The sequence below is a fragment of the Polaribacter sp. genome, from assembly GCF_965660385.1.
GTDB lineage: Bacteria > Bacteroidota > Bacteroidia > Flavobacteriales > Flavobacteriaceae > Polaribacter.
This window is the reverse complement of sequence record NZ_CBFHZT010000047.1, coordinates 4,478-19,372: the sequence shown is the minus strand read 5'-3', so window position 1 is coordinate 19,372 and position 14,895 is coordinate 4,478. Positions and strand designations below refer to the sequence as shown.

Genomic DNA, 14,895 nt, shown 5'->3' with positions numbered 1-14,895 from the left:
GGCGATTGGGATTTTAAAAATACTTAATTATGCCAAGCACAAAAGAAACATTTGGGAAATCACAGAATAAAGTATTGCCTTTATGCAGTGTTGTAATTAACGCAGTGAAGTGTTGCCCTCATTGCGGTAAATGTAATATGAACTATGATACTGACGGAAGTTACCTTAATTGGGAATGTAAAACCCTTCCATAGGCAACATTTATTACAACTAAGGGCTAAACTGAACTATTGTGGTATTTTAAAATTAAAAAAAATGAATCAAAACATCGGAATCTCCATAAAAAATGCAAGAATACTTAAAAATCTATCTCAAAAAGAGTTGGCTAAAAAAATTGGTATATCAAATATAAATCTCTCTTTAATAGAGAATGATAAAGCTAATCCATCTATAGATACACTTACTAAAATATCTAAAGTTTTAGATATCCCTATTGCTTATATTTTAGTTTTAGGTTTAGATGAAAAATGCTTTCCTAGAAAAATAAGATCAAGATATAAATTAACACAAGATACCATAACAGGTATTGTAAAAGGTATTATTAGTATTTAAAAAAACAAAAACAATGAACGATAAATTTGAATTAATAATAATTAACACAGGAGGAAATAAAACCCCAAAAACAAAACACTCTGACAGAAAATTAAAATTATTTGAATCAGACAGAACAGCCGTTTTTAAATTATTAAAAGAAGCATATTCTAAAAACAAAGGTTGGTCAGAAATACAATCAGTTAAAAGTTATTTTAAAACTAAATACGGTATCTTTTGCTCAGATTTAATCGCCTGTAATATAATAGATGAATTAAGTAATATCACCGAAAAAAGAAGCTATGAAAAACTAAAAAAAATTGCAACTATGTATTATAATGATAATTACAAGAACAACATAAAATACATAAAACCACAAGAGTTTTATTTTACTAAATGGAAATTAACTAAATAAAAATATTATGTTTAAGATAAAATCAATTCCAGATAAAACACAAATCAGCAAAAAAGATTGGGATAAATATTTACATCAATTATCATCTAAAAAACCCACAAAAGAACAAAAAAGAATCCATACCCTATTTAATGAAAAATACTAACCAATATACTTATTAATTAAATTAACTGCTTTAGATTCCAACTCTAAACTTATTTCTCTATTTCTATTTTTAAAAACCTCCGAGTTTTCTAAATTATAGAATATATTTTTTACTAAATCAACTCCTATATCAGAGAGTTTAAATAACTTCTTATCATTGTTAGAATAATCTTGTTCTATCAATCCTTTCTTTAAAAAGGGGTTCAGAGAGTATTCTGTTCCTCTATTTATATCTACATAAATAGTAAACAATCCTAATTCATATAAATACAAAATAATCAACACCTCTTCGTGGGTTAATTTGTATTTATCCAACATTTCATTTACCGAAAAAATCAAAAAACATAACTCTAAATTAGAAGAACTTATCATAAAGTCTTTTTTAACTTTAGATGTGTAGTCTATTATCTTAGTTGATTTTGGTTTTACTCTTACAAACTTTTTAGCCATATACAAATTTACATTTTTTTCTAATCATCTATAAAAAACATTAAAAACGATTTTTTATAGATAGTTGGCAACAATATAAAAAAAGAAATAGAATGGAAATAGAGAAAGGAATAGATAATGAAAATTAACGGAAAAATAAAAAAAGTAATTGCTAAAGAATTTCTGTTTTTACTCGGAAGTATAATATTATCTGTATTGATATTTTTAATATGGTCTTTACTTATTAATATAAATCAAAATAAAGAGAATGATTTAATACAAAAAGTTGATAAATTAAATAAATACAAAAACCTACCTTATAAGTTGAAAATGTTTCATTTTTTAAAAAACGGAGTTCCAAACATATATAATGAAAAACACAAATTAGAGGAAAGAGAACAATTTATTTATAAAATAAAGAAAAGGGAAAAATCAAATCAAATTTATGATTTCATAAAGGAAAATGGATTTTTAGAAATTATTAAAAAAGATTTTTACGATAAGAATTTAAAAGAAGAAGATTTTTATAACAAAATAATAAAAGACACTAAATCTGAAAAATACCTAAACGAAATAAAAGTGTCAGAAAAAGAATTAGAAAAAACGAAAAAATCTTTATTTAATAAAAATATTTATAATGAAGAAATCTTAGGAATATGTTTAGTTGTATTTTCTGTATTTTTCATTTTAAGGTATTTAATTTATGGAACAAAATGGAGTATAAAACAATTAAAAACTAAATAGAATATGAAAAAGACTTTAGAATATAAAATATTAAAATATCTTCTTGAAAACGGAGATGATAATACTTTTATAAAAATTGTAGGAATTGAAAAAGATTATGTTTTATTAAATGAGAAAATAGTAGAGCTTAAAAAGCTAAATTTAATAAAATATGAGTTAGTTTCAGATAAACCAAAAATTGATAGCAATGGAAATTCTGTGAGAACTTTTGGAACTAAAAACCCATACCTATGTAAAATCACATTTGAAGGTAAAAAATATTTTTATAAAACCGAAAAAGAAATTATTGATTTCGAATTAGCTGAAAAAACATTAGGTAAGTTTAAAAGAACACAATTGAGAGCTAACATTGGGGCATTTGTTTCAATATTCTTAATACTTCTGAAACTAGGAGAATGGCTGATGCAATTATGGTTAGATAAAGGTAAATGCTAGATTTATCAAAATACTTTTCCTTGAAATTTTTCATAATACAATAATTTAAAGATTAATAATAAAAAATAATCGTGTTAATAAAGGAAATGACAACTAAAATAATACTGTTGCCAACACCGTATAAAATTAATTGCTACTAATAGCTCATCTAAAAATAGATATTGCTTATTGTGTAGATGTTGAACTAATTTAATTATTCTATTTTACTTAATTAGCAACTAATGTTATACATAACACGTTACAAATATATTCAGAAACAACTACTTATCCAAATATTACCATCTTTTTAAGAAAATAATTTTTTACTATATATAATTGCAGTAGAAATAAATAAAAAAGATAATGGTAACACAAGACACAACTGAAAATAACGAAAACAAAATTGTTTTTTTCGGAAGAAATAAAGAAACTTCGGATAAACCTGCTAACACAGAAAATAAAGAAGTAGAAAAAAAAGAAACAATAGAGAATTCTGCAACAGAAGAGAAAGCAACTGATACGCAAAAGGAAACTGATGCTCCAAAATCAGAAGTTAAATCAGAAGAAGTAGAACAATCTAAAGTTATAGAAAACGAGGTTAAAACCGATAAAGAAGGGAAACCAACTTTTAAAGTCATTCCTAAAGAGGTAGAAAAAACCGAAACCAAACAAGAAGCTAGGGAAACCGAAACTTTAAGTGAGGATAAAGTAAAGTCTTTTCTAAAATCAAAATACGGAATTGATGTAACTGATTTTAATCAATTTTCACAACCCGAAAAGTTATCGGACGCTGTTTCTGAATTTAAAAAGTTTAACGAAAGTACAGGTAGAGGAATTGACGCTTACTACAACTCTAAAAGAGATTGGACTAAAGAGGATAAGGATACTACAATTAAAGAGTACTTTAAATATCAAGAACCTTTGTTGATGGATGAAGATATTGATGGAGAGTTAAAACTTCTTAAATTAACAGAAGAAGAAAAAGATGAACTTTCACCTAGAGAGATTGCAAAAGTAGAGCGAGAGTACAAAAAAACTTATGCTAAAGCTCTTAGTTATATGAAAAATGTTTCTAAAGAATACAGCCTTCCAAAAGAAGTGAGTAGTCAAGAAGCAAAACCATTAACTCCAGAAGAAAAAGCGAAAGCTTACAAACCTTATTGGGATAAAAGAGATAAATCCTTAGAGAAACTAAATGAAGTTTCTATAAATCTTGATGGTTTAGGAGAATTAAAAACCTCTTTAAGTCAAGAACATAAAGATTTAATCACACAAGCAACCCAAACAGAAGAGGATTTCTTTAAGAGGTGGCAAGATAGTAAAGGTGTTATCGATACTGATAAAAGCTCTTTAGATATTGCGTGGTCAATCCCTGAAATAAGAAACGAATTTATATCAGAAATGATTGGTCAAGCATACACTAAAATGGTAGAAAAATTCTCTAAAGAAAAGAGAAATGTTACCATAGATAGTAAAAAAGAAAAACGAGCAGAAGAAAGAACAGGAGGATTTAAAACATTTGGAGCAAACACTTCAAGTAAAAGAATGGGTACTCCGTTAATTCCTGCAAAAAACTAAATTTTAAATTTAAATTCAAGACAAAATGTCAACATTAACAAAACCAACAAATCCGCATAACAATGTTTCTCCAAACATTTTGCGTCAAGACAATTATACAGATCCTATCTCTTTATTAGCTAAAATGCAATCAAGAAGAGGTCTTCCTCAAGAAGAATTAGATAAGGTTTATGCCGATATCGAAGATATTACTAAAGATTCTATGATGGGATTCTTAGATATGTTCCAAATGAATTTCGGTATTAAAACACGTTCATTTGAAATTATTGAAACAGAAACTCCAGATTACGTTATCGATGATGATGGTGCTGTAACAAGAAATGCAAACGTATTTACAATCGACCCAACAGCAATCGAAGGCTATGTTGCAGGTGAAGATTATTTCTTTTTTAGAAAATATTTCGTTGTAGAGGTAACTGATAATACAGGTAAAGTAGAAAGAGGTGTTATTACTGCTGTAGATAAAGCAAACAACACTTTTACCGCAGTTTGTAAAGACGGTGCTTCTTGGTCTGTAGCTACAACTAACTTAACTGTAGATGGTGAAGCAGGTGGTGATTTTGATAGAGCATCAGAAGGTCCAGAAGGATTAATGGAGTTACGTAAAAAGAAAACAAGAGTAATGACTCTTACTACTATTAAAGACGCAATGATTGCTTCTGGTGGTGAAAGATGGGCTTTTGAAGATGAAAACGGAGATGTAGATTGGTACGATGAAAATAAAATTAAGTTATATAAAAGACTTAATAAAAAAATCGGTAAAACTCTTTTAAGAGATTACGAAAGTGCAACTGGTTCTGGAGCGCAATTAGCAGGTAAATATGGTACACAAGGTCTTTTCGATAATATCGAGAAAAACGGTCTTTTAAGTACAGGGTATTTAACTGATATTGCACACATACAAGCAATTACAGCTTACTACGATGAATTAGGATTAACTGTAACTGATTTCACTATTCACTGTGATAGAGTTCAATACAGACACTTAGAAACAATCGCAGGTCAAGTAGCAGAAAGAGTAAGTATCGAGTTAAGATCAAATATGAACAACTCAGAAACTAACTTCGCTAGATTCGGATTTAATTCTTTTACGGTAGATGGTTATACATTCCACTTCTCTAAATGGGGATTAACTGATGGTAATAGTGCATTTGGTAAAAACAGAGTTAAAGACACAATGCCTAAAGGTGTTATTATACCAACAGGTACAGTTAAAACAATGATTAACGGACAAGAACAAAATGTTCCTTACGTGTTTAAAGTGTACTTAGATAACCCATTAAAACCAGGTATGATTAGAAGTTACTTAGCAGGTGGTTTCAATGGTAATGGTACTAAAGAGGTTGATGAGCGTTCTGTATCTACAGATGTAGCAATCGCAGTTCCTGTACCCGAAGTTGTCGTTTTAATCAAGTAACAGTAAAGGTTTTTTATAAAAAAAACTCTCCGATAATGTATTGGAGAGTTTTTTATTACCACAGATATTAATATTCAATTATATGTTTTATATTATTGTATTACCATTATTTCTTATTTTCTTGAAAGACGACAGCTTAAAAATTGTCGTCTTTCTTTTATAAGAATTTTTGATTACATTTGTGTACTAAGCAGTTAATTGTATTAAAATTTAGAAATAATGGAAGAAATTCAAAAACCAGTACTTTTTCAAACGATAGGCAAACATAATGTCGTTATCGTTAAACAACCTTTTAGGGTTAAAGAAAAGTACAAAACAGGAGGTAAGGCAGGGCAAACAAAAAGTATTCGGATGGCTCAGTATTGCGATACTTTAGAATCGATTTACATTGAAGAACAAAAGAAAATCGAGAAAAACCCAAGAGTAACACCTATTTACATCCGAAAAGGTAAATTATTGGTAGATCCCGAAGAAACACCTTTATTAATAGAAGCAATGCGTAATCACGAAGACAATGTTGATAATGGGGGTAAATTATTCAGAGAAGTAGACGCAAACAAAGATGAAATCGAAGCTATCAAACTTTACCAAGAGTTAGATAAGATTAGGTCTTACATTATGAATTCTAAACCTCACGAAGCTAAAACAATGGGATTATTCTATTTAGGATACTCTACATTAAATATTAGTGCAGAGAAAATCAAACTTAAATTAAGAGAAAAAGTTGAGCAAAACATTGATTTCAGAAAACAACTTATAGAATTCTCGGAGTTAAAAAACAAGAAAGAAAAGTTAATAGCAACAATTGCTTTAATAGAACAAGAAATTTACTTAGAGGGTAAAGTTATTTATTGGACAAAAGACAAAGAAAAAATTTATATAGCACCACAACAATCAGATGCAATAAATTCTTTTGCAGATTGGCTAATATTAGATAAAGAAGGAAGGGAGGTGTACACATCTCTCTTGGATTCTTTAGATAAACATCTTGAAAAGAATTAAATAAAAAAAAGAAATAATGGTAAAAAGCACTCTTAATCGGGTGCTTTTTTTATATATTTGTAACGTGTTATGTATAAAATAAGTTGCTAATTAAGTAAAATAGAGTAATTAAATTAGTTCAACATCTACACAAATAAGCAATGTCTATTTTTAGATAAGCTAAAAGTAGCAATTAATTTTATACGGTGTTGGCAACAGTATTTTTAACTATTGTCATTAATATTGTTTTGTCAGCCTTAACACACATTTTTTAATAATCTTTAAATTATTGTATTATGTCAAAAACTATTTCCGATAAAAAACGAAAATCTAAAATTAAAAAAGCTTTAAAATATCTTTCTTATTCAGAAGCAGAAATGTTATTACATAAAACTAAAATCGAATTAAAATCTGAATTAATTATCTAATCTTTTTAATAATTTAACTACTTCTAAATAGTTTGTATTTAATTCTTTTAAATTGACGTTAATTTCATCTATTTGTAATTCAAGTTTGTCTTTCAATAAAGTTATTTCGTTTTTCAGTTCTTTTAATTCGCTATTTTTCATATTTATTTAATTTTTAATTGTAATGTTTTCTTTTTTAAAATTTATTTTTCAGAATTGGCAGGAAGTAAAAGACTATCCTTTTGTTGGCTTAAAATTAAAATACTCATTTCCTTTATTGCTTTTTGGTTCTCTTGTAAATATTCTTTCATTTTTTGCAATTGTATTTGATTTTTTTCAGGTTTAACTACATCTGAATGAATAGCATAAATAACTAAACTTATAACCGATGAAAATAATAACACAAAAAAGAATCCTTTTAAAATGTCGTAAATTTTATTTGGGGCGGAAAATATTAACTTTGGTATCCTTTCTTCCAAAGGGAGAGTTATATATTTTATATACTTCTTCGACAATGACTGATAAACAGAAGTGTCTCTATATAGGAAGATTAATCCGACAAGGATACAGAGTGCGTTTGATATAATTGTAATAACGAATAAGATATGCTCTGTATTATTCTCAGAATTATTCTTTTTCAAGGTTATTATTAGTCCAAGTATAGCAGAGACAACAATTATTACTTGTCTAACCCAAGAATTTTCAGAGTCACTTCTTTTATCCATTAGTTTAGTGTACTCCTGATAATCATATAAATTGTCTTTATTTAATTCCATATTCCTTTCTCTATTTCCATTCTATTCCTTTTTTTATATTGTTGCCAACTATCTATAAAAAATCGTTTTTAATGTTTTTTATAGATGATTAGAATTACTACTATAAAAAAAATAACACTAAACTTTATTTATATTTGTGTAAATTAAATCATTATGATAGATAGACTATTCCAAACAGTACAAGCAGGTTTAGATAAAGAGCAAAAAGATTATTTAAGACCTCTTTATTTTAACTTATACTTAAATAGCAGTCTATTTACTGTTTTTAATAAATTGCTTTCCGACGTTAAATCAAATACAAGAAAATCTAATTGGATGCTCGATGGAAAGAATTTAGCAGATTACGAAGAACATACAAAACAATTACTAGAACACTATTTAACTTCAAAAAACGTAACATCAGGAAACGGTTATTTTGATTTAAGTAGCGATATTTCATTAATTCAAGACGTATCTAAAGATAGTGTTATCTTAGAAAAAGTAGATATAGATGATTTCACTTTACTAAAAAGAAGTAAAGATAATCCACCTACAGAATGTTCGCCTATTTGCACAAAATTAGGAAGTACTTTATTGGTTGCACCAACATCAATAAATGATATAGATTTAATTTATTTAAGAACACCTAGTAAAGCTAAATGGACTTTTGAAGAAGTTGATGGTAAACCAATGTTTGACCCTACTAAATCAGATTTCGCGGATGTAGATGCACCTCCATTACTTTTTGATGAATTATATTACTCAATAATGTCTCAGGCAGGTGTAGCTACAAGAGAGCAATTAGTTGTACAAAGTGCAGAGCAAAACGAAAATCAAAATATTCAAGTAGAAAATAAACAATAATAAAATGGCAGTATCTACGAGTGATCAAGAATATTACGAAAACCCAGAATTATGGGGAGAGAATGCTTTTACAACTTTAGAAAGTGTTATAGATAATATCATACTGTTATCAGACGACGATTCTTACTTCAAAAAAGCGAAAAGATTTAGAATGTCTTTAATTGGTAAAAAAGCATTAAAAGAATTTAATCTCGATATTAAGCAAAGAAACAAAGCAATTAGTTTTGAAATTGCACCTCATAAAACCTTTCCTTATCCAAGATATATGATTAATTGGCATAAAGCTTCTTTTATTACTGATTGTGGAAAATTACAAGTTATAGACGTAAATAATAATTCATATATCAACGAAACTTTACAAGATGAAGATTGGAAATTATTATACGACGAAAATGGAAATATTTTAGAAGGAGATATTAATGATGTTCAGTTTGGAAATTGTATTAAATACGTTACTTGCGAAAACGGACAATTATCAATCGCAGAAGAAAAAGAAAAGTATTGGGTAAAAGATGTAAAATCTGCAAATTACTTTGAGTTTAGCGACGATTTAGTAGAAAAAGAAATCGTATTAGAATATATTTCTTGCGGTTTAGATTCTTTAAAAGACTCTGAAATAAAAGTACATACTTTAATGGAAGAGACTTTATCTTATTACATTAAATGGAAGTTATTAGAATCTAAAAGAAACACACCTAAACAAGATTTGATTTACAATAGAGATATGTTTAAATTAGAAAAGAAAAAATCTCAAAGACATTTAGGGAATAAAATTACTGTAGAGCAAATATTAAAATCAATGATGCTAAGATAATTAAACAATGAAAGTAATTAATACATTTACAAAAGGTGTAATGAATAAAAGCACCGATAAATCATTAGTTCCGCAAGATATGTTTATTGATGCTGAGAATTTAAGATTTAGCACTACTCAAAATAACGACGAAATAGGAACAAACATCAAAGGAACATTAATGGTTAGTGATTCCACAGATGATAATGATGATTATAAATGTATTTGTGCCACTTTCAATAAAAAGAAAGACACTATTCTGTATTTCTTAGCAACTACAAACGGACAGTTAAGTAAAATAGTAGAATACGATACAAACACCGAAATTACCACAGATGTAACAGTAGATACTAGAGGTGTTTTAAATTTCGATAAAAACGGATATATTACAGGTGTAAACGTTATTGATGATTTATTAGTTTGGAGCGAGTGGGGTAATAACATCCGAAGAATAAACATAGAAAGAGCAAAGAATTATGGAGAGAATGGTTTTGAAGAAGAAGATATTACATTAATCGTAAAACCACCTCACGATAAACCACAAATATCACTACAAGATTTAACTAAAAAAAATGTTCTTGAAAACAATATAGAAGAAAAATTTATTTGTTTTGCTTATAGATGGAGATATTTAGATGGGGAGTATTCAGCTTTCTCTCCTTTTACACTTCCTGCTTTTGAACCAAAAACATTTGAGTATGATTTTTCTGTTCAATCTAACGAGTCAATGATTAATAAATACAATCAAGTAGAGATAGGTTTCGATACAGGAGGAAAAAATGTTACTGAGATTCAATTAGTGTTTAAAGAAAGTGGAGATAACGAAGCTTTTATCATAAATGATTTTGTAAAAGGATTAATGGATGATGGTGTTGGTTGGGGGGATAACGAAATTAAAACTTTTTATTTTAGCAACTTTAACTCTATTCGAGGTTTAAGTAAAAATGAATTAAGGAAATTATTTGACAATGTACCAAGAGAAGCTTTAGGTCAAACAATGATAGATGGAAGATTACTATTTGCTCATTACAAAGAAAACTATGATATAATTGATGATGTTAACAATAAGATAAATATTGATTACACTTTAGAGTTAGATACGGAAACAAATCAAATAAGAAAATCTTCTGAACCTACAACTATTGAATATTTTAATTTAGAGGACACTACTCATATATCAACACCAAGTAGTTTTTCTTTAACAATACAAACAGAAATATCTATTGACATAAAACTATACGAAGGTGATCCAATAGCATTAACAGGTGAAAATGCAGGTTCTTACACTATAACAAGTGTTTCTGATAAAGAATTAATTTTAACTAAAAACCAATTACCTTACCCTGATTTTTCTGGGGAAGAATTGATTACAGAGTTAGTATATTTAGAATATGACTATACAGGTTCATTAATTCCTGAAAAAACAGCAAAATCAAACAGGGATTACGAAGTAGTTATTCAGTATTTAGATGAGTACCTAAGAGGTACTACTTTGCTTAAAAGTTTAAATAACACACTATTTATTCCGTCAAAATATAGTGTTAATAAAAACTCAATAGATGTTATTCTTAAAAACAAAGCACCTTATTTTGCTAAATACTATAGGTTTTTTATTAAACAATCAAAAAGAGGTTACGACCAAGTATTGCCAACTTTATTTTATGAAGACGGTGTTTATCGATGGATAAAATTAGACGGAGCTGATAAAGATAAAGTTAAAGAAGGTGATTTTTTAATAGTAAAATCAGACACACAAGGGGTTTTAAACAATCTTAAAAAAATAAAAGTACTCGAAGTAAAATCACAAGAAAAAAACTTCTTGCAACCCGACGATGTAACAGATACAATAGAAGAGCAAAGTGGTTTGTATTTTAAAATAAAACCAGATGGATTTAGATTAAATGTTGATGATTACGAAAACTTTGAAATAAGCACATATCACAACGCTCGAAGAAAATATCACAACCCAATAAAAAATGGTTCAAACCCAATTATAGGAATACTACATTCTTACGCAACAGGTCTTGATGATTTACAAGCAAATACAGGTAGTCCATCAACTCTATCTTCTATGACCGACAAAAGAATAACTATAGAAATTGTTTCTACAAATTCATTTAGATGGAGTGAAAATGATGGTTCAACTTGGTCTTCCTCAATAACAATAACAGCTAATTCAGCACAGTCAATAACTAATGGGTTAGAATTAACTTTCGGTTCAGCAAACGGATATACAAGTGGAGACACTTGGAATATTTATTTAAGAGGTGGGTTAATAACCGAAAACGAAAAAGCTTACGGATTTTTCAGAACACAAGGTCAATTAAACGCAACAAGAACAGATGCAAACCATACTTTAGAAGACGAAATTATTGAAGCGGGATCAGTAATTACACTAGAGTATGACGAATGGAATAGGGGTGATGTTTACTTTAATTTAAACATTGTTTCATCTGCTAGATACGACAATATTCAAGAATGGTATTATAAAGAAAATGTTGGAGATAAAATCCTTACAGAATTTCCTGATTTTGATTTAACTAAAATATACTTTATGAGAGGTGTATTGAGAAGATTTGAGTCAAGAGAAACAACCATTGATACAGGATTTGGAAATATATCTCTATGGTCTACAGGTAGTGCTAGTTATTTAGAATACAATGAAGATGGATATATGACTATGGTTGTAGAGTCACAAAATTCTCAATCTTCATTCAAATGGGTTTACGTTAGAGCAAGTACAACTTTATTTCAATCAGATGGAAATTCAAGAGTTATTTTTGAAACCGAGCCAAAAAAAACGTCTTCTGATATTTTTTACGAAATAGGAAAAACATACAAAATTCAAGATGGTCTTCATTTAGGAAGTGATAATGGTTATGACATAAACCAAATCCAAACAAAAACAACAAGTATTGATTTAAAAGTTAAATTAGATTGGTTTAATGCATTTTCTTACGGAAATGGAGTAGAAAGTTATAAAATAAAAGACGAATTTAATGCTAAAGGAATTGATTTAGGTTCAAGAGTTTCATCTATAAGTAAAGAAGAATACAAAGAAGTTGTATGTACAGAAGATATAACTTGGAGTGATGTTTATAGTGATGACGCTAGTTTTAATGGTTTAAACTCATTTAACTTATCTTTAGAAAATTTTATCACATTAGATAGAGAAAACGGATCTATTCAAAAGATATACAATAAAAACGGCAACTTAATTGTTTTGCAAGAAGATGGTATAGGTAGAATTCCTTATAATAAAAATATAATTTACGACACCCAAGGAGGTAGTGTTGTGGGTATTTCAAAAAATATTTTAGATAAAAAGAGTTACTCTTCTTACGGAGCAGGAAAACACGGAATATCGAAAAATCCAGAAAGTTTTATTTCTGACGGATTTAGAGATTACTTCACAGACAAACAAAGAGGTTCTTGGTTAAGATTATCAAACGATGGAATAACACCTATTAATCAAAACTTTTACGATAAGGAGTTTTCTGAATTAATGATAACTAACAAAAACAACAAACTTATTTCTGGATTCGACCCTAAACATAACGAAATATTATTACACACTCCAAGTAATAATAAATGCTTAGTTTTTAAAGAAAGAGAAAAAGGATTTTCAAACAGCCTAACATTTAGTCCAGACTTTATTCTAAATGCAAACGACGAGTTATATAGCTGGAAAAATGGAGTAATGTATAAACACAATGCAACTGATTCTGCAAACGAGTTTTATGGAGTGAAACATGATAGTAAAATAAAATTTGTTGTAAATCATCATTTCGGGTTTGAAAAAATATTTAAATCTCTTGGAATTTACTCTACAATACCTTGGTTCGCAAAACTAAAAACAAGACTATCGTCAAGAGAAATACCATTAAATTCATATAGAAAAATAAATGATTATTGGTATTCAGAAATAATGGGAGATACAAGCGATAATATTGAAAACAATAGCATTTTTGGAATAGGAACTTATCCAATAATAAACGGAGTAATATCAGTATTAAACATCCCTACAAGCCTATCTGTTGGAGATTACATTAGAAACAAAGCAACATCCTTTGCTAAAAGTAAGGTTTTGGAAATCAATAAAAACACCAACGAAATAACTTTAGAAGACAATATTTCAGAATCAATATCATTCTTAATTTACGAAAAAAATCAAAACATTGACGGAGGAAATATTTTTGGCGATTTTATGGAAGTAGAACTATCTACAAGCGAAGAGAATTTAATTGAGATACGATCAATAAAAACAGAAATAGATATTATAAATAAATAGAAGAAACTACATAAAATTAATCTATAACACAACTTACCGCAAGTTGTGTTTTTTTTATTATTTTTACAAAAGTATTTTTAACCTTAAAAAACCACGCATTAAGATTTTTTTATACAGATTTTCATCTGCTGTTATAAACTTTTAACCAAAAATGACTGATTTAGAAAAAAAACAATACAAAAAGATTAAAGAATTAGAATATAAAGAAGCGAAAAACGACCAGTTTATGAATGGTTGTTTACCCTTAATAATACTCTTTACATTTATTTTATATGCCCTTATTTTTGGTTAATTGTTTGCTAACGCCTATTGTATGAGTAGTAGCCGTTTAAAAGCGATGAAGTATCGAATTGAAATTAACTTAATAAATGGTAATAGCCTTAAAAACAAGCACCGCAACGGATATTACTTATACAAATTGTTGTGGTGCGTTTTTAGCGATGGATGCATTTGAATTTATAGATATAATGAGACCTGAACACGATAGAACTTCTTGTTCGGACGATGATTTAAACAACGGATTTCATTCAAGGGGTGATGGAACTTGGCACGGGCGATGTACAAGATGTATGTGGCTAGAGATAGCTAAAGATGAACAAGATTTACCCGAAGGATTTAATTACGAAGAGTGCGAGGGCTAATGCACCACAACGTACAAAGTATATGATTAGGCACGATTTAAAAAACACAAACTTAAAATTAAACACTTAAATAATAAAAAATGGGGTACATAAAACACCACGCAATAACTGTAACTAGCAGTATTGATGAATTAATTAAAGAAGCACATAGCAAAGCAAAAGATATTTTTAAAGAGCGAACATCTGAAATATTAAACAGCAAAACAAACGGTTATAAATCATTTTTTATTGCACCTGATGGAAGTAAAGAAGGTTGGGAAGAAAGTAATAAAGGGAATAAACAAAGAAATACGTTTGTGGATTGGATTAACAGTAAGGCTTGCGAAGATGGGAGTAACTCAATATCTTTTTGCGAGTTTTTTTATGGTGAGGATAATGGATATGCTGGAATTGAAAACCATAACTAGTGTTTAATTATATGCCTTGTTATGTTTTAGTTGCGCCCTAAAGCGTAACACTTGCACAAAGATTGGCGCAATTAAACATAACGG

Annotated in this window: 18 protein-coding genes; 15 read left to right on the top strand and 3 right to left on the bottom strand. The window is 28.3% G+C overall.

Going from position 1 to position 14,895, the window contains the following annotated elements; genetic code table 11:
* Positions 1–255 precede the first annotated feature (255 nt).
* The 3 genes from ACTG3V_RS12545 to ACTG3V_RS12535 are packed head-to-tail and all read left to right on the top strand — an operon-like array spanning position 256 to position 1,091.
* Positions 256–552, top strand: a complete 297-nt coding sequence (locus ACTG3V_RS12545; RefSeq protein WP_439132518.1) for a helix-turn-helix domain-containing protein — start codon at positions 256–258, stop codon at positions 550–552.
* Positions 553–565: 13 nt separating this feature from the next.
* Complete coding sequence (locus ACTG3V_RS12540; RefSeq protein ID WP_439132517.1) at positions 566–946, top strand: hypothetical protein; 381 nt, start codon at positions 566–568, stop codon at positions 944–946.
* A gap of 7 nt (positions 947–953) precedes the next feature.
* On the top strand, positions 954–1,091 hold the full coding sequence (locus tag ACTG3V_RS12535; protein WP_439132516.1) for a hypothetical protein: 138 nt from the start codon (positions 954–956) through the stop codon (positions 1,089–1,091).
* Here ACTG3V_RS12535 and ACTG3V_RS12530 read toward each other — a convergent pair.
* Complete coding sequence (locus tag ACTG3V_RS12530) at positions 1,088–1,540, bottom strand: hypothetical protein (RefSeq protein WP_439132515.1); 453 nt, start codon at positions 1,538–1,540, stop codon at positions 1,088–1,090. The two genes, ACTG3V_RS12535 and ACTG3V_RS12530, sit on opposite strands and share 4 nt — an antisense overlap.
* A gap of 117 nt (positions 1,541–1,657) precedes the next feature.
* On the opposite strand from ACTG3V_RS12530, the gene ACTG3V_RS12525 reads away from it, so the two are divergent.
* The 6 genes from ACTG3V_RS12525 (at position 1,658) to ACTG3V_RS12500 (ending at position 7,081) form a co-directional block, all read left to right on the top strand.
* Complete coding sequence (locus ACTG3V_RS12525; RefSeq protein ID WP_439132514.1) at positions 1,658–2,263, top strand: hypothetical protein; 606 nt, start codon at positions 1,658–1,660, stop codon at positions 2,261–2,263.
* A 3-nt stretch (positions 2,264–2,266) separates the two neighbouring features.
* A complete protein-coding gene (locus ACTG3V_RS12520; protein ID WP_439132513.1) occupies positions 2,267–2,698 on the top strand; it encodes a hypothetical protein in 432 nt (143 codons plus the stop codon).
* A gap of 342 nt (positions 2,699–3,040) precedes the next feature.
* A complete protein-coding gene (locus ACTG3V_RS12515; RefSeq protein WP_439132512.1) occupies positions 3,041–4,255 on the top strand; it encodes a hypothetical protein in 1,215 nt (404 codons plus the stop codon).
* Between the two features lie 25 nt (positions 4,256–4,280).
* The gene (locus tag ACTG3V_RS12510) at positions 4,281–5,672 is read left to right on the top strand and encodes a hypothetical protein (protein ID WP_439132511.1); all 1,392 of its coding nucleotides are present in this window, start codon (positions 4,281–4,283) and stop codon (positions 5,670–5,672) included.
* Between the two features lie 219 nt (positions 5,673–5,891).
* Positions 5,892–6,674 carry a hypothetical protein gene (locus ACTG3V_RS12505; RefSeq protein WP_439132510.1) on the top strand — a complete coding sequence of 261 codons (783 nt, stop codon included), beginning with the start codon at positions 5,892–5,894 and terminating at the stop codon, positions 6,672–6,674.
* A gap of 275 nt (positions 6,675–6,949) precedes the next feature.
* A complete protein-coding gene (locus ACTG3V_RS12500) occupies positions 6,950–7,081 on the top strand; it encodes a hypothetical protein (RefSeq protein WP_439132509.1) in 132 nt (43 codons plus the stop codon).
* On the opposite strand, the gene ACTG3V_RS12495 is transcribed toward ACTG3V_RS12500, so the two are convergent.
* Positions 7,070–7,222: a hypothetical protein gene (locus tag ACTG3V_RS12495; protein ID WP_439132508.1), complete on the bottom strand. Its 153-nt coding sequence runs from the start codon at positions 7,220–7,222 to the stop codon at positions 7,070–7,072. The two genes, ACTG3V_RS12500 and ACTG3V_RS12495, sit on opposite strands and share 12 nt — an antisense overlap.
* Before the next feature lie 41 nt (positions 7,223–7,263).
* Positions 7,264–7,785: a hypothetical protein gene (locus ACTG3V_RS12490; protein ID WP_439132507.1), complete on the bottom strand. Its 522-nt coding sequence runs from the start codon at positions 7,783–7,785 to the stop codon at positions 7,264–7,266.
* Between the two features lie 204 nt (positions 7,786–7,989).
* Here ACTG3V_RS12490 and ACTG3V_RS12485 point away from each other — a divergent pair, with 204 nt between their 5' ends.
* From ACTG3V_RS12485 to ACTG3V_RS12460, 6 genes are all read left to right on the top strand, one after another.
* Positions 7,990–8,679, top strand: a complete 690-nt coding sequence (locus ACTG3V_RS12485) for a hypothetical protein (protein ID WP_439132506.1) — start codon at positions 7,990–7,992, stop codon at positions 8,677–8,679.
* A gap of 4 nt (positions 8,680–8,683) precedes the next feature.
* Complete coding sequence (locus tag ACTG3V_RS12480; RefSeq protein WP_439132505.1) at positions 8,684–9,493, top strand: hypothetical protein; 810 nt, start codon at positions 8,684–8,686, stop codon at positions 9,491–9,493.
* A gap of 7 nt (positions 9,494–9,500) precedes the next feature.
* A complete protein-coding gene (locus ACTG3V_RS12475; RefSeq protein ID WP_439132504.1) occupies positions 9,501–13,763 on the top strand; it encodes a hypothetical protein in 4,263 nt (1,420 codons plus the stop codon).
* Between the two features lie 151 nt (positions 13,764–13,914).
* Positions 13,915–14,055 (top strand): hypothetical protein, encoded by a 141-nt coding sequence (locus tag ACTG3V_RS12470; protein WP_439132503.1) that lies wholly within the window; start codon positions 13,915–13,917, stop codon positions 14,053–14,055.
* 175 nt (positions 14,056–14,230) lie between these two features.
* Positions 14,231–14,404 (top strand): hypothetical protein, encoded by a 174-nt coding sequence (locus tag ACTG3V_RS12465; RefSeq protein ID WP_439132502.1) that lies wholly within the window; start codon positions 14,231–14,233, stop codon positions 14,402–14,404.
* 80 nt (positions 14,405–14,484) lie between these two features.
* Positions 14,485–14,811, top strand: coding sequence for a hypothetical protein (locus tag ACTG3V_RS12460; RefSeq protein ID WP_439132501.1), 327 nt, complete (start codon positions 14,485–14,487; stop codon positions 14,809–14,811).
* Positions 14,812–14,895 lie beyond the last annotated feature (84 nt).